Below are 18,962 nucleotides of genomic sequence, written 5' to 3'. Positions count from 1 at the left end.
CTTTGCCGGTCGCGCCGCCCGCGAGGTACTTTATGAATTTCCAGACTTTGGTGGAAGCGCTGCTGCTTGGCCTGCTCGAAGGGCTGACCGAATTCCTTCCCGTTTCCTCGACAGGCCACATCCTGCTCGCCGGTCATTTCCTCGGTTTCGAATCCACCGGCAAGGTTTTCGAAGTGCTGATCCAGCTCGGCGCCATCCTCGCCATCCTCAGCCTCTACGCCGGCAAGATCTGGGCGTTCCTGCGCCGGCCAGGTGCGTTCGGCCGGCTGGTCGAGGCCGCGATCGGCTCCATCGCTTCGATCATATGGCTGGGAGGCTGCGCCTTCGAACTGGTTGCAGCGACAGTCAAGCGCCGGCGCGTCAACATGTTCGTGCCCCCCGAAATCTCGAGCGACCACAGTGTCCGCCTGCTCGTCGGCGTGTTCCTGGCTTTCCTGCCGGCGGTCGTCATCGGCATCCTGGCGCACGATTTCATCAAGACGGTGCTGTTCGAAACGCCGAAGCTGATCTGCATCATGCTGATCCTCGGCGGTATCGTGCTTTTGTGGATCGACCGGCTGGACCTGAAGCCGAAATATCACAACGCCTCGGAACTGCCGCTGTCGATGTGCCTGAAGATCGGCCTGTTCCAATGCCTGGCGATGATCCCGGGCACGTCGCGTTCCGGCGCCACCATCGTCGGTTCGCTGCTGATGGGTGTCGACAAGCGGGCGGCGGCTGAATTCTCGTTCTTCCTCGCCATTCCGACCATGCTGGGTGCCTTCACGCTCGACCTGATCAAGAACCGCAACCTGCTTACGAGCGGCGATTTTCCGATCATCGCGGTCGGCTTCATCGCGGCCTTCATCACGGCGGTCATCGTCGTGCGCAGCCTGCTCGGTTACGTCTCGCGGCACGGCTATTCGCTGTTCGGCTGGTGGCGCTTGATCGTCGGCAGCGTCGGATTGGCTGCACTGTTCATCTGGGGCTGACAGGTCCAGGAACTACGCAAAAAGAAAAGGCCGGAGCGATCCGGCCTTTTCTTATGCTCGCAAGATCGAAAGGATCAGGCAGCGGGCTTGCGCTGATCGAACTGACCGGTGGCGCGGAAGCGCCAGAGATAGCTCGGCAGGATCGCCCCGATCGTGCGCGGCGTGATGCCTGTCGCGGCGAAGGTCCGGCCTTCCTTGATCGCTTCGTCGGAAACGACATTGTCCGACTGCAGCTGCGTGACCTGGTCATTGGTGAGCAACGGCTTCGGCAGCAGCTCGAGGATCGACGCCTGCAGCCTGGCCGCCCACCACGGCACCGACACCAGCAGGCGCTTGCGCTCGATCACCGCCAGCATCTCCTGCATGCACTCCTTGAAGGTCAGCACCTTCGGTCCGCCAAGCTCATAGATCTTGCCGCCCTCGACGGCACCGTCGACCGAGCGCGCGATCGCCTCGGCGACGTCGCCGACATAGACCGGCTGCAAACGGGTCTTGCCGCCGCCGAGCAGCGGCAGCGCAGGCGAGAACCGCGCCATGGCGGCGAAGCGGTTGAAGAAATCGTCCTCCGGCCCGAAATTGATCGATGGCCGGTAGATCACGGCATCCGGCACGGTCTCGAGAACCGCTTTTTCACCGAGTGCCTTGGTGCGGGCGTAGGCGGATTCGGAATCAACATTGGCGCCGAGCGCCGAGACATGGGTCATGCCGGCACCCACCGAACGGGCGGCCTCGGCGATGGCGCGCGCGCCGAAATCCTGCACGGCGCCGAAACGCTGGCGCCCGCTCTCGTAGAGGATGCCGACAAGGTTGACGACATGGTCCGCGCCCTGGACGGCGTGGTCGACCGACCAGCGCACGCGCACATTGGCCTGGATCGGCTGGATCTGGCCGACATTGCCAAGCGGCTGCAGATGGCCGGCGAGGTCGGGACGGCGGCAGGCGACCCGGATGCGATAGCCGCGCATGGCCAGCGCACGCACGACATGCCGCCCGACGAAGCCTGAGCCGCCGAAAACGACGACGAGCTTGGGGGTTTGCAGGATTTCGGTCATGGCTGGCTCCGGCGCTCGAAAGCTTGGCTGAAGCCGTTTCATAGTCGGTTTCTCGCCAAAGGCAAAGGGCGACAGGAGGTCGCCGCGACTGGTTTTATGGACGCCTGTCGGCGTTCACCGTCGACCGACGAGAGGCTCTCGCTTCAGCGCTTGTGCCGCTCGGCGAAATCGGCGATGCGCTCGACGATTTCCTTCGAAACGGTAATGCCGCGCGCCGCGGCCTTTTCGGTCGCGGCGGCTTTCGAAAGACCGGGAATGTGAACGCCATAACGGCGGTCCAGCCGGTTGATCTGGTCCTTCATGCGCTTCTCGAAGTCGGGATCGAGCAGCTTGGGTTCGATCGCCAGCACGAACAGCCCGGTGCCGGGGCTGTCCGAGCCGCCGCTGAACCAGGGCGCGTCGAGCGACCAGTTGGCGCCGGAAAGACCGGCCGCCAGAACCTCGACCATCAGGGCGATGTTGGCGCCGCGCGCGCCGCCGAAGGCCAGCAGCGCACCCTTCATGGCGGATGTTGCGTCGGTCGTCGGATTGCCGCTGGCATCCAGCGCCCAGCCCTCGGGGATCGCCTTGCCGTCGGCAGCGGCCTTGCGGATGTTGACGAAAGCGGTTGCGCTCGACGATTGGTCGATGATCAGCGGCGCGCCGTCGGCCTGCGGGCAGGCGAAGGACATCGGATTTGTGCAGTAGACCGGCTTTGTCGAACCGGAACCCGCGAGCACGGCCGGACCGTTGGTTGCTGCAAAGGAGATCAGCCCCTGCTCGGCGAGACGTCCGGTGAAATAGCCGAGCGCACCGGCGGTATAGGCATTTTTCTGCGAGAAGATCGTCACGCCGAACAGCCGTGCCGCCTTGGCAAGGTCGTCGAAGACACGGTCGAAGCCGGTATGGGCTGCGCCGCCCTTCGCATCGGAGAGATAGACGGCGAGTGCCGGCCGGGTGATCACCGGCTCGGCCTTGCCGCGGATGCGGCCGGCTTCCAGCGCCTCCAGATAGTCGATGTAGTGGGAGAGGCCGACCGCCTTGTTGCCCTCTGCCTCGGCGGCGATCGCGGCGGCGGCGATCGAACGGGCGGTTTCGTCGCTGGCACCGGCACCGAGTGCCGCCATGCGGCAAAGTGCTGTGGCCTGTTCGAGACTGAGCTGCATGCCTTCCACCCCGAGAGCGTCTCCGTTCCACGGAAACACTCTATCTCTTTGTTTCTACACATGATCTCCGTCCGAAAAGTCTGCAACTTTTCGGAATCATGCTCAAGCTGCGTCCGTGGCATCTAAGCCGCGATCCGGGCAGCAATTCGGCTGGTGTCCGATTCTGACATTTGCCGCGGCTTGGTGCCGGGCAAAGCACGAATTTCAGAACCGAAGGAACGTCAGCCTAGCCTGGACGGAATGCGCGCTTCGATCTTGCGGAACGCAAAGACGATAACCCCGGTAATCGCCATATAGACCAGCGCGAGCAGCAGCAAGGGTTCATAGGTGACGAAGGTCTCCTGCCGCACCCGCGACGCGACGGAATAGATGTCGACCATGGTGATGGTCGCCACCAGTGGCGTTGCTTTCAGTTGCAGCACCGTCTCGCCGGCCAGCGTCGGCAGGGCTCGCCGCAGCGCCTGCGGCAGCCAGATCCGCCGGAAGGCCGTCCAGCGCCGCATGCCGAAGGCGCGCGCTGCCTCCAGTTGCCCCTTCGGCACGCCGGCGAAGGCGCCACGCATGACCTCTCCCTCATACCCGGCGTAGGAAAGGGTCAGTGCCAGCACGCCGTAGGGCCATGCCTGCCTGAGATATGGCCACAGGAACGATTCGCGAATCCAGGGAAATTGCGGGAACAGCGAGCCGAGCCCGTAGTAGAGCAGCCACAGCTGCAAGAGCAGCGGCGTGCCGCGGATGATCGTGCAGAACAGCCGCGCCGGCGCCGCCAGGAACGCCGGGCCGGCGGCTTGCGCGAAACCGATCGGGATTGCCAGCAGGATGCCGAGCGTTGCCGTGACCACGAGCAGCCAGATGGTACGCCATACGCCTTGCAGGGCAAGCGGCAGATAGGCCGGCAGCCAGTCCCAGCGCATGGTGAACGCGCAGGCAAGCACGATCGCCGCTGCGAGTATGATGAGGATGATGCGGTGTGGCTGCAGCCACTCCGAGGTCCGCGCGATCGTGGTCGTGGTGGTGCTCATCAGCGCGTCTCCACCACGGAGGGCATGCCGCGCCGCGAATGGCGTTCGAAGCGGGAAATGATCACGTTGGAGACCAGCGTCAGCGCGAGGTAAAGCACGCCGGCAGCGATGAAGAAGGTGAAATAGGCCTTGGTGGCACCGGCAGCCAGCCGGGTCGTCTGTGTCAGTTCGTTGAAGCCGACTACGGCGAGCAGCGCCGTATCCTTGGTGGCGATCAGCCAGAGATTGGCGAGACCGGGGATTGCGTAAGGCGCCATCGCCGGCAAGGTGATGCGCCTGAGTTGCAGCGACGGCGACATGCCATAGGCGCGCGCAGCCTCGATCTGTCCCTGCGGGATGGCGAGGATGGCGCCGCGCAGCACTTCCGTCGAATACGCGCCCTGGACGACGCCGAGCACGCAGATGCCGGCGACCAGGCCATTGATGTCGACAGGCGCGTAGCCGAGCAGGGTGAGCAGCCTGTTCACCAGGTCGGTGCCGGCGAAATAGAGCAGCAGGATCAGCACCAGCTCGGGCACCGCGCGCACGATGGTGGTGTAGAGGCCGAACAGGTCGCGGACCATCGGGCTGCCGTAGAGCTTGCCATAGGCGCCACAGATACCGATCAGCAGGCCCAGGCCGAATGAGCCGCAGGCGATGCCGACCGAGGCCAGCAGGCCACGCAGCAGGTTGCCGCCCCATCCGGGTGGATCGAATGCCAGAAGTTCGGCAAGGCTGGCCGCCGAGGCCGAAAGGAAAATATCTGTCAGCGTATTCACTCCGACTGAGGCGATTTCGAAGAATTATTGCCTTCCGCTGAGCGCGACTTTTGGTCCAAAATCGATGCAACAATTCTTCGAAATCGCCTTGAACAGCGCTGCATACCGCCGTTGGAGGATCTCGAATGAGCCGGCGCGCCCCCCGACGTGCCGGCTCATGACCCAGCCTGGCGTGAAACGCCGGCCGGATGGCGCGTCGTCTCTCGGGGACGACGCGCGGAACCCGTCAGATCGGGATGCTAGTTCGACTGCACCGCGTCGCCATAGACGTCGAAGTCGAAGTATTTCTTGGTGATCTCGGCGTACTTGCCGTTGGCGCGGATGCCCTTGATGGCGGCGTTGATCTTGTCCTTGAGTTCGGTGTCGCCTTTGCGCACGCCGGCGCCGACGCCCGGCCCGAGCACCTCCAGATCGGGCGCGACGGTGCCCTTCATGTCGCAGCAGGCCTTGCCCTGGTCGGATTTGAGGAAGGCGTCCAGCGCGATCTGGTCGGCCTGCGTGGCGTCGATGCGGCCGGCGGCGAGATCCTGGTTGGCCTCATCCTGCGTCTGGTATTCCTTGATCTCGGCCGCGGTAGAAGCGAAGTGCTTCTTGGCGTAGGCGGCATGGATGGTCGAGACTTGAACGCCGATCACCTTGCCCTTGAGACCTTCCGGCGAGGCGTCGAACTTCTGGTCCTTGGCGCCGGCGATCGAGGTCGGGGTGTTGTAGTATTTGTCGGAGAAGTCGATCTCCTTCTGGCGCTCCGCGGTGATCGACATCGAGTTCATGATGGTGTCGATCTTCTTGGTCTTGAGGCCCGGGATCAGGCCGTCCCACGGGATCGGCGTCAGCACGCAGTCGAGCTTTGCTTCGGCGCAGATCGCCATGGCGATGTCGACCTCCCAGCCGCCCCATTTGCCGGACGAATCCTGCGAATAGAAAGGCGGATAGGCTTCCGGCGAGAAGCCGACCTTCACCTGCTCGGCGCTTGCCGCGAAGGTTCCCGCCAGCGCGATCGCGGCAGCGGCAACCGCCGTCTTCAGAAGTGTTTTCATGCCCTGTTCTCCCGTTGTTTTTGAGTATTCCCGTTGTCTTTTCTTGTCGCCGCCTGCCCCTCGGGGGTCATCGCCGCCTGCCCCTCGGGGGTCAGCCGACATTGCGCAGAAACTGCTTCAGCCGTTCGGACTTCGGTGCGCCGAACACCTGTTCCGGCGTTCCTTCTTCCTCGACCAGCCCGTTGTGGAGGTAGACGACATGTGTCGCGACCTCACGGGCAAACTTCATTTCATGGGTAACCAGCACCATGGTGCGTCCTTCGCGTGCCAGGTCGCCGATCACCCTCAGCACTTCGCCGACCAGTTCCGGATCGAGCGCCGAGGTCGGCTCGTCGAACAGCATGACCCTCGGCTGGATGGCCAGCGCCCTGGCGATCGCCGCGCGCTGCTGCTGCCCGCCAGACAGGAAGTGCGGATAGACGTCGCGTTTTTCGGCCAGCCCGACGCGCGCCAGCAGCTTTTCGGCGGTGGCGATCGCTTCGTCCCGCTTCACGCCCAGAACATGCACCGGTACTTCGATGACGTTCTGCAGAAGCGTCATGTGGCTCCACAGGTTGAAGCTCTGGAACACCATGCCCAGCCGCGAGCGGATGCGTTCGATCTGGCGACGGTCTGCCGGCACGGTATGGCCGTGGCTGTCCGCCTTGAGTTTGATCTCCTCGCCATTCACCCGAATGATGCCGCTGGTCGGGTTCTCAAGACAATTGATGCAACGCAGCAGCGTCGACTTGCCTGAGCCGCTGCCGCCGATGATGGCAACGACCTCGCCGTCACGGGCTGACAACGACACGCCCTTGAGGACATGAAGCTCGCCGAATCTCTTGTGCAGGTTCTCGACATGGATGGCTTCGGCGGCGCCATTCTGCGCCTTGCCGGATGGGATCGTGGCGGCGCCCGCCGCGCTCACAGTGTGATCTCCGTACGATCGACGGCAGTTCGTCGAACGACTATCCGGCTAATCAACATACGCTGTACTGTCCCGCTCCAGACTTCAGCATGGACCCGGCAGCGCGAGCCCGTCAATCCTGCTCATTACGGCACTTGCGGCCTTGTTGTGCAAGTGTATAAATAGCTTTCGATGAAATTTTGTCGGTTTTTTTCAGCTTAAAAGGGCATCGATGAGCGCTTTCGGATCACAGTCCATGGCGGCGCCGCTGCGGCGCGTGCTGATGCGGTCGGCGACCAATGCGATGCGGGACGCCGACAGGGCCGCCTGGCACTATGGACCTGGCTTCAACCCGGCGAAGGCGGCGGTACAGCACAAGGCCCTCGCCGACCTCGTGGCAGCTTCCGGCGCCGAGATCGACTGGATCGAGGACAGGGCTGACGGGCTGTCGGATTCGGTGTTCACGCACGATCCGTCCCTGATGACCGACCGCGGCGCGCTGATCCTGTCCATGGGCAAGCCGCTGCGTGCCAGGGAGCCTTCCCTGCACGAGGAAACCTACAAGAGACTGGGCATTCCGATCCTGGGCCGTGTCGAGGCACCCGGACAGGTCGAGGGCGGCGATTGCGTGTGGGTGGACGCCCGCACGCTGGCGATCGGACGCGGTGTCCGCTCCAACCAGGAAGGCATCCAGCAGGTCTCCAACCTGCTGACGCCGCTGGGCATTTCCGTCTATGGTTTCGACCTGCCGCTGTGGCAGGGCGAAGAGGCCTGCCTGCATCTGATGTCGGTGATCAGCCCGCTGGCCGACGATCTCGCCCTGGTCTATTCGCCGCTTTTGCCCGCACCCTTCTACCAGATGCTGAAGGCGCGCGGCATCCGGCTGGTCGAGGGCGATGCCGAAGAGTTCGCCGCGTCCAACGGCCTCAGCCTGAACGTGTTGCCGACCAGCCCGCACAAGGTCATTGCGGTCGCCGGCTTCCCTAGGACCAGGGCTGCGATGGAAGCCGCCGGCTGTACCGTCGAAATCTTCGACGCGGATGCGCTCTGCATCGCCTGCGAAGGCGGGCCGACATGCCTGACACGGCCAATCCTGCGGCAATGAATGTGCCGTCACGGCGCAAGTTCCGTCGCGAAGGCGAGGAGCGGCGGCGGCAGGATCTGATCCAGGCGACCCTGGACAGCGTCGCCGAGCGTGGCCTGCAGGGCGCTACCCTGCGCACCATCGCATTGCGTGCCGGCGTCACCGCAGGGCTGATCCGGCACTATTTCCCCGGCAAGGAAGAGCTGCTGCAGGAAGCTTATACGACGTTGGTCGGCCGCATGACCGAACAGGCCAAGGCGGCACTGGTCATGGACGGCGCGTCGCCGCGCCAGCGTCTTGCGGCATTCGTCGCCGCCAATCTCGGCGCGCCGATCATCGATGCGCGGGTGTTTTCGCTTTGGGCGACCTTTATCGGCCGGGCATCCGCGGATCCTGCCCTGGCCCACGCCCATCGCGAAGGCTATCTCGCCTTTCGCAACGAGGTGGAAGCGGTCGTCGCCGAAGTGCTCGCCGCCGAACGGCACAAGGCGGACGCAAGCCAGCTGCGCCACCATGCCATAGCGATCAACGCAATCATCGACGGACTCTGGATCGAAGGCTGTCTGGCCGGCGAGATGTTCTCGCCCGGCGAACTGGCGGCAATCGGCATCAGGGCAGTCGAGGCAGAACTAGGCCTCACGCCGCAACCAGGAGAAAGCCCATGACCACCGTCGGCGAAGCGTTGATTGCGCTGCTCGAGGCGCATGGCGTGGACATCGTCTTCGGCATTCCCGGCGTGCATACGGTCGAACTCTATCGCGGCCTTGCCGGTTCGCGCATCCGCCACGTTACGCCCCGCCACGAGCAGGGTGCCGGTTTCATGGCCGACGGCTATGCGCGCGCCAGCGGAAAGCCGGGCGTTGCCTTCGTCATCACCGGGCCTGGCCTCACCAACACAATCACCGCGATGGGGCAGGCGCGGGCCGATTCGGTACCCATGCTCGTCATATCGGGCGTCAACGCGACGGCGACGCTGGGGCGCGGCCTGGGTTATCTGCACGAACTGCCGGATCAGCAGGGCATGATGGCCAAGGTGGCGGCGTTTTCGGAGCGCATCACCGACCCGGCCCGATTGCCTGCCGTTCTCGCTCGCGCCTTCGATCTTTTCCGCTCCGCCCGCCCCGGCCCCGTGCACATCGAAATCCCGCTCGATGTCATGGGCCTGCCTGTCGAAGCCATGAAGCCGGTGCGCTCCGAAGCCCGCCCTTGCACGCCGGATGCCGTCGCGGTCAGCAGGGCCGTGGCACTTCTCGATAACGCTCGACGACCGCTTATCCTTGCCGGCGGCGGCGCCCGCAACGCCGAGGCAGCGCTGCGCCTGCTCGCCGAACGCCTTGACGCCCCGGTTGTCCAGACCGCCAATGCGCGGGGTCTCATGCATGGCCATGCACTGGCCGTGCCCGCCAGCCCGAGCCTCAAGGCAGTACGAGCCCTGATGGCCGACAGCGACGTCGTGCTGGCGGCCGGCACCGAGTTCGGACCGACCGACTATGACATGTATGGCGACGGCGGTTTCGTGGTGCCCGGCCAGCTGGTGCGCATCGATATCGATGCGAGCCAGCTGCAGCGGCATCCGGCCACGGTCGCCATGGAAGCCGATTGTGGAGCAGCGCTCGAAGCGCTGGCCCTGGCAATCGATCGTCCGAAAGCTTCGGCCAGCGGCAACGAGCGTGCCGCGTCGACCCGTTCAGCCGCGTTTGCCGAGATCGGTCCTGCCATGCAGGCGCAGGTGGCGGCCGTCGAAACCATCCGGACGAGCCTGCCCGGAGCGATCATCGTCGGGGATTCGACGCAGCCGATCTACGCCGCCAATCTTTATTATGATCATGATCGGCGTGCCGGCTGGTTCAACGCGGCCACCGGTTTTGGCGCACTGGGCTACGGTCCGCCGGCGGCGATCGGCGCGGCCCTGGCTGTTCCGGACGCGCCGGTGGTGTGTCTGACCGGCGATGGCGGTTTCCAGTTCACCTTGCCGGAGATTGCAGCGGCGCTCGACGCGCAGGCGCCGGTGATCTTCATCGTCTGGAACAATCGCGGCTATCGCGAGATCGAAACCTCCATGCGCGATGTCGGTGTTGAGCCGGTGGGCGTCTCGCCTGCACCGCCGGATTTCTGCAAATTGGCAGATGCTTATGGCATCGGTTCCCAGAGATTGGAGGGGCCGGCTGGGCTCGGGCAGGCCCTCGGCAGGGCGCGAGCGACAAAAAAGCCTTTCCTCATAGAGATTTCGGTTGAGTGAGAGCGCGAAAGGCGCGACTTTCGGATATCCATCAAATGACTGAGCAGGAGTTGTCGCGGATGGCGGCTACGCTGGACCAAAAACATGTTGTCGTCACCGGCGGAACGGGTGCGCTGGGCAGTGCCGTGGTGGCGCAGCTCCTACAGGAAGGCGCCATCTGCCACGTGCCGAACAGCCATGCGGCGGCGCCGGCGCACTTCCCTTTCAGCAAACACGATCGCGTGCATCTGGTGAACAACGTCTATCTCGAGGACACCGAAGCCGTCACCGCCTTCTACGCCGGTGTTCCGGACCTGTGGGCCTCGATCCACCTGGCCGGCGGCTTCGCCATGGCGCCGGTCGAGAAGACCGAATCGGCCGCCTACAATGAGATGATGGACACCAATGCCCGCACCGCCTTCCTGTGCAGCCGGGCAGCGGTGCGCGCCATGCTCGCTTCCGGCACGCGCGGCCGCATCGTCAACGTTTCGGCGCGGGCAGGGCTCGAACCAAGACGCGGCGCCGGCATGGTTGCCTACGCGGCGAGCAAGGCTGCGGTGGCGGCGATGACGGTTGCGCTGGCCGAGGAACTGAAAGGCAAGGGCATCCTGGTCAACGCCATCGCTCCTTCGACGCTCGACACTCCCGCCAATCGCACCGACATGCCGGATGCCGATTTTTCGAAATGGGTAAGCCCGGACGCCGCAGCCGAGACGATCGTCTATCTCGCCTCACCGCGCAACGAGGCGATGAGCGGGACGCTGGTCCCGCTCTACGGGCGCGCCTGAGCGTCGCAAATTCGAACCCGTGGTTCGCCAGGGCGACCGCCCGCCGGCCGTCAGGCCGCCCTTTCGGAGCCGTGAGCGAAGCGAACTGGCGCGAGATCAGGCCGAACCCATGGGTTCGCGAGGGCGACCGCCCGTCGGCCGTCAGGTCGCCCTTTCGGAGCCGTGAGCGAAGCGAACTGGCGTGAGATCAGGAAGACGGCGCATCGATCATGGCTTCGATGTTGTAGCCGTTCGGATCGATCACGAAGGCGGCATAGTAGTTCGGCGTATAGGCCGGACGCGGCCCCGGCGCGCCATTGTCCGCTGCTCCGGCGGCCAGCGCTGCGTGATAGAAGGCGTCCACCTCGGCGTGGCTCCTGGCGCGGAAGGCGACATGCACGCGGGTCAGCGGTCCGGCACTGGCCGACTGCATGATCTCGAAAAGCCCGTCGCCGATGTCGAAGGCCCAGAAGACACCCTCCTCCCCGAAGGAAAGCCGGTAGCCGAGTGGCTCGAAGGCCTTCTCGTAAAACAGCCTGCTTGCGGCGAGGTCGCTGACCGCGACGGTGACATGATCGATCATCTTCAATTGCTCCTGCCCAAAGCCGGCATCCCGCTGGCGGCGGTGAATGTTCCCGGCCGCTCATCGACTTGCAAGGCTGGCCATTCGACGCAGGAAACAAAAAAACCCGCCGGATCGCTCCGGCGGGTCTTGGATTTTGGCTCTGCGCAGCCGAAGCGGCGCGAGAGGGCTGCTTAGTTGCCGCCCTGCTTCTTCAGCGCGGCACCCAGGATGTCGCCCAGCGAAGCGCCGGAGTCGGTCGAACCGTACTGAGCGACGGCTTCCTTCTCCTCGGCGATCTCCAGCGCCTTGATCGAGACCTGCAGCTTGCGGGTCTTCTTGTCGAAGGCGATGACGCGGGCGTCGACCTTCTGGCCAACGGTGAAGCGTTCCGGACGCTGCTCGTCACGGTCACGCGACAGGTCGGAGCGCTTGATGAAGGTGTCGATGCCGCTTTCAACCAGCCGCACGTCGAGACCACCATCCTTCACACCGGTGACTTCGCAGGTGACGACGGCGTTCTTGCGCAGTTCGCCCGAAGCGGCGGCATCGCCGGCCGCGTCGCGCTCAAGCTGCTTGACGCCGAGCGAGATGCGCTCCTTGTCGATGTCGACGTCGAGAACCTGGGCGCGCACCATCTGGCCGCGCTGGTACTCTTCGATGACCTGCTCACCCGGACGGTTCCAGTCGAGATCCGACAGGTGCACCATGCCGTCCACGTCGCCGTCGAGGCCGATGAACAGACCGAACTCGGTCTTGTTCTTGACTTCGCCTTCCACGGTCGAGCCGACCGGATGGTTGGCGGCGAAGGCGTGCCACGGGTTCTCCAGCGTCTGCTTGAGACCGAGCGAGATGCGGCGCTTTGCCGGATCGACTTCCAGCACGACCACGTCGACCTGCTGCGAGGTGGACAGGATCTTGCCCGGATGCACGTTCTTCTTCGTCCACGACATTTCCGAAACGTGGATGAGGCCCTCGATGCCCGGCTCCAGCTCGACGAACGCGCCGTAGTCGGTGATGTTGGTGACCGTTCCGGTGATCTTCTTGCCGATCGGGAACTTGGTGCCGATATCCGACCACGGATCGCTCTCGAGCTGCTTCATGCCGAGCGAGATACGGTGGGTTTCCTGGTTGATGCGGATGATCTGCACCTTGACCGTCTGACCGATGTTGAGGATCTCGGTCGGATGGTTGACGCGGCGCCATGCCATGTCGGTGACGTGCAGCAGGCCGTCGATGCCGCCGAGGTCGACGAACGCACCGTAGTCGGTGATGTTCTTGACCACGCCTTCGACCACCTGACCCTCTTCGAGGTTCTGGACGATCTCGGAGCGCTGCTCGGCACGGCTCTCTTCAAGCACGGTGCGGCGCGAAACGACGATGTTGCCGCGACGACGATCCATCTTGAGGATCTCGAACGGCTGCGGGTTGTGCATGAGCGGGGTGACGCGCGGATCGGACGGATGTCGACCTGCGAACGCGGCAGGAAGGCCACGGCGCCGTCCAGATCGACGGTGAAGCCGCCCTTGACCTGGTTGAAGATGACGCCTTCGACGCGCTCGCCCTTGGCGAACTTCTCTTCCAGCTTGACCCAGCTTTCCTCGCGGCGCGCCTTGTCGCGCGAGAGCATGGCTTCGCCCAGCGCGTTTTCGATGCGCTCGACATAAACTTCGACGGTATCGCCTGGCTTGAGGCTGCCGTCCTTGCCCTTGGCGCCGAATTCCTTCAGTGCCACGCGGCCCTCGACCTTGAGGCCGACGTCGATGATGGCCATGTCCTTTTCAATCGCGGTGACGATACCGCGAACGACCTGGCCTTCGCCCGAATGACCGTCCGAGAACGATTCTTCGAGCATGCTCGCGAAATCGTCGCGAGTCGGAATGGATTGAGACATACTTTCTCCTGAAAGCCTCGCCTGGAGGCTGGCGCCGTGGGTTAGCGTTGCGATGACCTGCCGGTATTCCGGGTCAAGACCTGTTTCCGGGTCAAAATCCTGGGCCGCGTTGCCGCGGCGGTTCGGCGCAAAGAATGCTGGCAGGCCGGTTTCTTTTCATTTGTCGCATGACCCCTCAGGGATCATGCTCCCGCCCGATATGGGTATTTTCACACGGCTCGCAACAGCAAGCGGCGAAAACGCCGGATCAGGCGTCTCTTTTGGCCAGAACGTCGTCAACGATCGTCTTGGCCGCCAGAAACGCGGCTTCTATAGACATTTGCGACGTATCAAGCAAGTGCGCGTCTCCCGCGGGCCTGAGCGGCGAGTCGGCGCGGCCCATGTCGCGCTCGTCGCGGCGCGTGATGTCGGCGAGGATGGTGGCGAAATCGCCGGTGCCGTCATTGGCCTCGATCTCCGCCAGCCGGCGCCGCGCCCGCACCTCCGCGCTGGCGGTCACATAGAGCTTCACCATCGCGTCCGGGCACACCACGGTGCCGATATCGCGGCCGTCGAGAACCGCGCCGCCAGGCTGTGCCGCGAAGGCGCGCTGCTTCTCGACCAGGATGCGGCGCACTTCCGGGATGACGGCCACTTTCGAAGCGGCCTCGCCGACGGCATGCGCCGACAGCACCGAGCGGTCGAGATTGCCGAGATCGATCAGGCGGGCAGCCTCCACGGCATGCGGCTCGTCGCCGAGCGGCCAGCCCTTGGCGAGCAGCATATGCGCCACGGCGCGATAGGTGAGACCGGTGTCGAGATGCGGCAGGTGGTAGTAGTCCGCCAGCCGCCGGGCCAGGGTTCCCTTGCCGGCGCCTGCCGGACCGTCGATGGCTATGGTGAGAGACTGAGACATGGCCATGCTTCAAGCGGAGACGCCAATGGAAAGCAAGTGTGTTCCTGGCCAAACCCGCTTCGGATCGGCAGAATGTCCGATCGACGGAATTTGAGCGGGCAGCGGGCCGTTATCGTCCTTGTTGCATTCTTTCCAGCACGCGTTTCCTTCAATGGAGAGCAAAATGAGGAAAGTCATCGTCACCGAATTCATCAGCGCCGACGGCATAGCCGAGGTCGAAAAGCTGACAGGCGTCGCCTGGAACGCCGAGATGGACAGGTTCAAGGAAGATGAGCTTGCCGACAGCGGCGCCATGCTGCTCGGACGCGTGACCTACCAGATATTCGCGGCATCCTGGCCGCATGAGACCGGGGATTTCGCCGACAGGTTCAACGCGCTGCCGAAATATGTCGCGTCGACCACGCTAGGCCAGCTCGACTGGAAGCCCGCGCAAAGGCTGGAGGGACCTCTGCCCGAGGCGGTCAGGAAACTGAAACAGGACACCGGCGGCAACATCTATGTCCATGGCAGCATCAGCCTGGCCCAGCAGTTGCTGCACCACGGTCTCGTCGACCGTATCAGGCTGCTCGGCTATCCGCTCGCAGTCGGCCAGGGGAAAGCGTTTTTCGCACCCGGAGAACAGCAGAGATTCGAGCTGCTTTCAGCAGCGCCGTTCAGCAACGGGGTCGTGGCGCTGGAGTATGCACCGATCACGTAAGCCCAGGGGCCGCCAGCCGGCGCGCTTCCCTATCCGCGCAGGCCGGGCGCTTCGTGTCCTGTGCGCTCGACATATTCCGTATAGCCGCCGCCATAGGCATGCATGCCTTCTTCCGTCAACTCCAGCACGCGGTTGGACAGCGCCGCCAGGAAGTGGCGGTCGTGGCTGACGAACAGCATCGCCCCTTCATAGCGTGACAGCGCCTCGATCAGCATCTGCTTGGTGGCGATGTCGAGGTGGTTGGTCGGCTCGTCCAGCACCAGGAAGTTCGGCGGATCGAACAGCATCTTGGCCATCACCAGCCGCGCCTTTTCGCCGCCGGAGAGTACGCGGCATTTCTTCTCGACCTCATCACCCGTGAAGCCGAAGCAACCGGCGAGTGCGCGCAACGGCGCCTGGCCGGCCTGCGGGAAGGAATCTTCCAGCGATTCCAGCACTGTGCGCTCGCCTTCGAGCAGTTCCATCGCGTGCTGGGCGAAATAACCCATCTTGACGCTGGGACCGCGCGACACCGTGCCGTCATCCGGCTCGGAGGCGCCGGCGACCAGTTTCAGCAGCGTCGACTTGCCGGCGCCGTTGACGCCCATCACGCACCAGCGCTCGCGCCGGCGAACCTGGAAATCGAGACCGTCATAGATGGTCCGGCTGCCATAGCTTTTGGAGACGTTCTTCAGCGTGGCCACGTCTTCGCCCGAACGCGGTGCCGGCTGGAATTCGAAACGCACGGTCTGCTGGCGCTTGGGCGGCTCGACCTTGTCGATCTTCTCCAGCTTCTTGACGCGGCTCTGCACCTGCGCGGCATGCGAGGCACGTGCCTTGAACCGTTCGATGAAGGCGATTTCCTTGGCCAGCATCGCCTGCTGGCGCTCGAACTGCGCCTGCTGCTGCACCTCGGCGATGGCGCGCTGCTGGCGGTAGAATTCATAGTCGCCGGAATAGCTGGTCAGCGCTCCGCCATCGATCTCGACGATCTTGCCGACGATACGGTTCATGAATTCGCGGTCGTGCGACGTCATCAGGATGGCGCCGTCATATCCTTTCAGGAAATTCTCCAGCCAGATCAAGCTTTCGAGGTCGAGATGGTTGCTCGGTTCGTCGAGCAGCATGGCGTCGGGCCGCATCAACAGGATCTTGGCGAGCGCGACACGCATCTTCCAGCCGCCCGACAGCTTGCCGACGTCGCCGCTCATCATCTCCTGGCTGAAGCCGAGCCCGTCGAGCACCTCGCGCGCACGGCCATCGAGCGCATAGCCGTCCAATTCATCGAATTGGGCCTGCACCTCGCCATAGCGGGTGATGATCTCGTCCATGTCATCGGCACGATCCGGGTCGCCCATGGCGGCTTCCAGGTCGGCCATTTCAGCCGCCAGCGCGCTGACGGGACCGACGCCGTCCATCACCTCGGCCACAGCGCTGCGGCCGGCCATGTCGCCGACATCCTGGCTGAAGTAGCCGATCCGCACCCCGCGATCGACCGCGACCTGGCCCTCGTCGGGCAGTTCCTCGCCGGTGATCATGCGAAAGAGCGTGGTCTTGCCGGCGCCGTTCGGGCCGACAAGCCCAACCTTTTCGCCGCGCTGGATCGTGGCCGAGGCCTCGATGAAGACGATCTGCTTGCCGTTCTGCTTGCCGATATTTTCGAGGCGGATCATGGTTTCAGGCTCTGAGCGTTCTTTAGGAGTGCCGGGCTGCGGCTGCAGGCCCCGGCAGGGAATGGAAGAGCATGGGCCGGGCTTGTAGCACCCGGTCCATGACAGGATGGAGGCATTGGCGTTTAGTCGATCTCGGCGCCCAGACGCGTCATCAGCCCCATGAATTCCGGGAAGCTGGTGGCGATCATGGCGCGGTCGTCTACCGTGACCGGCTTCTCGGTGGCAAGGCCCATGATCAGGAAGCTCATGGCGATGCGGTGGTCGAGATGGGTCTTCACCGCCTCGCCCTTGGCTTCGCCGCCCAAGCCCTTGCCGCCAGGAACGCCACGGACGCTGAGCGATACTTCGCCTTCCGTACAGTCGACGCCGTTCAGCTTGAGGCCGTTGGCGACGGCGGCGAGCCGGTCGCTTTCCTTCACCCGCAGCTCTTCCAGGCCCTGCATCACCGTTTCGCCCTCGGCAAAAGCGGCCGCGACCGCCAGCACCGGATACTCGTCGATCATCGACGGCGCCCGCTCAGCCGGCACGGTGACGCCCTTGAGTTCCGAGGAGCGCACGCGCAGGTCCGCGACATCCTCGCCACCGGCGTTACGCGGGTTGAGGATATCGATCTGGCCGCCCATCTCCTGCAACGTCAACAGCAGGCCGGTGCGGGTCGGGTTCATCAGTACGTTTTCGATTGTAATGTCGGAGCCCGGCACGATGAGCGCGGCCACCAGCGGGAAGCCGGCCGAGGACGGGTCACCCGGCACGGCGATGACCTGCCCGGTGAGCTTGCCCTGGCCTTCGATGAAGATATGGCGCACGCCGCGCTCGTCGGTTTCGACGGTGAGATTGGCGCCGAAGCCTTTCAGCATCTTTTCGGTGTGGTCGCGCGTCATCACCGGTTCGATCACGGTGGTGATGCCCGGCGTGTTGAGACCGGCCAGCAGCACCGCGGATTTCACCTGTGCCGAAGCCATCGGCACGCGATAGGTGATGGGTGCGGCATGCTTCGGCCCACGCAAGGTGATCGGCATGCGGTCTCCCGGTGCGGCTTGCAGCACCTGCACGCCCATCTGGCGCAGCGGCTCCAGCACCCGGCCCATCGGGCGGCTGGACAAGGAGGCGTCGCCGATGAAGGTGGTTTCCATGTCATAGGTGCCGACGAGGCCCATGGTGAGGCGCGAGCCTGTGCCGGCATTGCCGAAATCGAGTGGCGCCTCAGGCTGCAGCAATGCGCCGTTGCCGGTGCCGCGGATCACCCATTCGTCACCATGCTTCTCGATATGGGCGCCCATCGCCTTCATGGCCTGTCCCGTGCGCATTACGTCTTCGCCTTCGAGCAGGCCGGTGATGCGGGTCTCGCCGGAAGCCAGTCCGCCGAACATGAAGGAGCGGTGCGAGATCGATTTGTCGCCGGGCACGCGCGCGGTTCCGGAAAGCGGCGGCGAGCGCCGCGCGGTCGCAGGTTGTGGTGTGGCGTCATGCGCCATGTCGAATGTCCTGGATTTGTCGGGCCGAGCTTGGCTCAAGGCCTTGGGGTGGTCGTTTTTGCAAGAAAGTTCCTAACACGCCCGTTTCATGCCGTCATCCCGAAAAAGGCGGCAAAACGGCTCATGGGAAGGCCATGGCATTAGGCTTTGACAGAGCCGCAAACTGCGATTAAGGGGACCAATCTTTTTGTACGAGGCTTGCCGTGGCAAAACCCGAACTTGGCACAAAACGCGTCGACCCTGAAACGGGCCGCAAATTCTATGACCTGAACAAGGATCCGATCGTCTCTCCCTATACGGGCAAGAGCTATCCCCTTTCCTATTTCCAGGACAGCAAGGCTGCCGTGCTCGAAGAAGAGGACGAGGCCGAGGACAAGGAAGTCGACAACGAGGAGGAAGGCGCCGAGATCGTTTCGCTCGAGGATGCCGACGACGAAGCGAAGGGCGGCGACGACCTGCCTGACATGGGCGACGACGATGATGACGTCGACCTGGGCGACGATGACGACGACACCTTCCTTGAAGACGAGGAAGAAGAAGACGACGACGTTTCCGACATGATCGGTGTCGGCGACGACGACGACGACGTCTGATCTTTTGGCGGACGCAAAGCGTCCGCCAGCTTTCGAGCCGGCTTTGCGAAAAAAGCTGTTTCGAGAGGCTTGCTATTGCGGCAAGGCGGCGCTAGAAGCCGCCCTGCACTGACCGGCGGGGTCCCAACCCTGCCGAAATATCCCGCTGGAAACGGCGGTCGGCGGAAGCCGGAGTGGGGCCATAGCTCAGTTGGGAGAGCGCTTGAATGGCATTCAAGAGGTCGTCGGTTCGATTCCGATTGGCTCCACCAAAA

General features: G+C 64.0%; 17 protein-coding genes, 1 tRNA gene and 1 pseudogene. 8 read left to right on the top strand and 11 right to left on the bottom strand.

Going from position 1 to position 18,962, the window contains the following annotated elements; genetic code table 11:
* Positions 1–32 precede the first annotated feature (32 nt).
* Complete coding sequence (locus C1M53_RS10405; protein WP_129412183.1) at positions 33–971, top strand: undecaprenyl-diphosphate phosphatase; 939 nt, start codon at positions 33–35, stop codon at positions 969–971.
* 74 nt (positions 972–1,045) lie between these two features.
* Here C1M53_RS10405 and C1M53_RS10400 read toward each other — a convergent pair whose 3' ends face one another.
* The 6 genes from C1M53_RS10400 to C1M53_RS10375 form a co-directional block, all read right to left on the bottom strand.
* Positions 1,046–2,023, bottom strand: coding sequence for a complex I NDUFA9 subunit family protein (locus C1M53_RS10400; protein ID WP_129412182.1), 978 nt, complete (start codon positions 2,021–2,023; stop codon positions 1,046–1,048).
* 143 nt (positions 2,024–2,166) lie between these two features.
* The gene (locus C1M53_RS10395) at positions 2,167–3,168 is read right to left on the bottom strand and encodes an Ldh family oxidoreductase (protein WP_129412181.1); all 1,002 of its coding nucleotides are present in this window, start codon (positions 3,166–3,168) and stop codon (positions 2,167–2,169) included.
* A 221-nt stretch (positions 3,169–3,389) separates the two neighbouring features.
* Positions 3,390–4,190: an ABC transporter permease gene (locus C1M53_RS10390; RefSeq protein ID WP_129412180.1), complete on the bottom strand. Its 801-nt coding sequence runs from the start codon at positions 4,188–4,190 to the stop codon at positions 3,390–3,392.
* Entirely contained in the window at positions 4,190–4,939 is a 750-nt protein-coding gene (locus C1M53_RS10385; protein ID WP_129416109.1) for an ABC transporter permease, read from the bottom strand. The genes C1M53_RS10390 and C1M53_RS10385 overlap by 1 nt, the downstream gene beginning before the upstream one ends.
* A 248-nt stretch (positions 4,940–5,187) precedes the next feature.
* The gene (locus C1M53_RS10380) at positions 5,188–5,985 is read right to left on the bottom strand and encodes a transporter substrate-binding domain-containing protein (protein ID WP_129412179.1); all 798 of its coding nucleotides are present in this window, start codon (positions 5,983–5,985) and stop codon (positions 5,188–5,190) included.
* Positions 5,986–6,076: 91 nt separating this feature from the next.
* Positions 6,077–6,892 (bottom strand): ABC transporter ATP-binding protein, encoded by an 816-nt coding sequence (locus C1M53_RS10375; protein ID WP_129412178.1) that lies wholly within the window; start codon positions 6,890–6,892, stop codon positions 6,077–6,079.
* Between the two features lie 211 nt (positions 6,893–7,103).
* Here C1M53_RS10375 and C1M53_RS10370 point away from each other — a divergent pair, with 211 nt between their 5' ends.
* From C1M53_RS10370 to C1M53_RS10355, 4 genes are read left to right on the top strand one after another with little or no spacing between them, the layout of a single operon-like run.
* Complete coding sequence (locus C1M53_RS10370; protein ID WP_129412177.1) at positions 7,104–7,976, top strand: dimethylarginine dimethylaminohydrolase family protein; 873 nt, start codon at positions 7,104–7,106, stop codon at positions 7,974–7,976.
* On the top strand, positions 7,946–8,620 hold the full coding sequence (locus C1M53_RS10365; protein WP_129412176.1) for a TetR family transcriptional regulator C-terminal domain-containing protein: 675 nt from the start codon (positions 7,946–7,948) through the stop codon (positions 8,618–8,620). Before C1M53_RS10370 ends, C1M53_RS10365 begins: the two co-directional genes overlap by 31 nt.
* Positions 8,617–10,194 carry a 5-guanidino-2-oxopentanoate decarboxylase gene (locus C1M53_RS10360; RefSeq protein WP_129412175.1) on the top strand — a complete coding sequence of 526 codons (1,578 nt, stop codon included), beginning with the start codon at positions 8,617–8,619 and terminating at the stop codon, positions 10,192–10,194. The genes C1M53_RS10365 and C1M53_RS10360 overlap by 4 nt, the downstream gene beginning before the upstream one ends.
* Positions 10,195–10,253: 59 nt before the next feature.
* Positions 10,254–10,961 carry an SDR family NAD(P)-dependent oxidoreductase gene (locus C1M53_RS10355; RefSeq protein WP_129412174.1) on the top strand — a complete coding sequence of 236 codons (708 nt, stop codon included), beginning with the start codon at positions 10,254–10,256 and terminating at the stop codon, positions 10,959–10,961.
* A gap of 187 nt (positions 10,962–11,148) precedes the next feature.
* On the opposite strand, the gene C1M53_RS10350 is transcribed toward C1M53_RS10355, so the two are convergent.
* The 3 genes and pseudogenes from C1M53_RS10350 to cmk all read right to left on the bottom strand — a co-directional run bounded on the left by C1M53_RS10350 (position 11,149) and on the right by cmk (position 14,291).
* Complete coding sequence (locus tag C1M53_RS10350; RefSeq protein WP_129412173.1) at positions 11,149–11,523, bottom strand: VOC family protein; 375 nt, start codon at positions 11,521–11,523, stop codon at positions 11,149–11,151.
* Positions 11,524–11,696: 173 nt separating this feature from the next.
* Positions 11,697–13,396: pseudogene (gene rpsA / locus C1M53_RS10345) on the bottom strand (30S ribosomal protein S1).
* Positions 13,397–13,643: 247 nt separating this feature from the next.
* Positions 13,644–14,291, bottom strand: coding sequence for a (d)CMP kinase (gene cmk / locus C1M53_RS10340; protein ID WP_129412172.1), 648 nt, complete (start codon positions 14,289–14,291; stop codon positions 13,644–13,646).
* A 163-nt stretch (positions 14,292–14,454) separates the two neighbouring features.
* Here cmk and C1M53_RS10335 point away from each other — a divergent pair, with 163 nt between their 5' ends.
* Positions 14,455–14,988 carry a dihydrofolate reductase family protein gene (locus tag C1M53_RS10335; RefSeq protein ID WP_129412171.1) on the top strand — a complete coding sequence of 178 codons (534 nt, stop codon included), beginning with the start codon at positions 14,455–14,457 and terminating at the stop codon, positions 14,986–14,988.
* Between the two features lie 29 nt (positions 14,989–15,017).
* Here the strand turns inward: C1M53_RS10335 and C1M53_RS10330 are convergent, their stop codons facing one another.
* On the bottom strand, positions 15,018–16,640 hold the full coding sequence (locus tag C1M53_RS10330; RefSeq protein WP_129412170.1) for an ABC-F family ATP-binding cassette domain-containing protein: 1,623 nt from the start codon (positions 16,638–16,640) through the stop codon (positions 15,018–15,020).
* Positions 16,641–16,762: 122 nt separating this feature from the next.
* Positions 16,763–18,115: a 3-phosphoshikimate 1-carboxyvinyltransferase gene (aroA, locus tag C1M53_RS10325; protein WP_129412169.1), complete on the bottom strand. Its 1,353-nt coding sequence runs from the start codon at positions 18,113–18,115 to the stop codon at positions 16,763–16,765.
* A gap of 203 nt (positions 18,116–18,318) precedes the next feature.
* On the opposite strand from aroA, the gene C1M53_RS10320 reads away from it, so the two are divergent.
* Both C1M53_RS10320 and C1M53_RS10315 read left to right on the top strand, forming a co-directional pair.
* The gene (locus tag C1M53_RS10320; protein WP_129412168.1) at positions 18,319–18,708 is read left to right on the top strand and encodes a TIGR02300 family protein; all 390 of its coding nucleotides are present in this window, start codon (positions 18,319–18,321) and stop codon (positions 18,706–18,708) included.
* A gap of 175 nt (positions 18,709–18,883) precedes the next feature.
* Positions 18,884–18,959 (top strand) — tRNA-Ala (locus C1M53_RS10315).
* Positions 18,960–18,962 lie beyond the last annotated feature (3 nt).

Source organism: Mesorhizobium sp. Pch-S (assembly GCF_004136315.1).
GTDB lineage: Bacteria > Pseudomonadota > Alphaproteobacteria > Rhizobiales > Rhizobiaceae > Mesorhizobium.
Note: the sequence above shows the minus strand (reverse complement) of the source record. Positions and strands in the feature narration are given on the sequence as shown.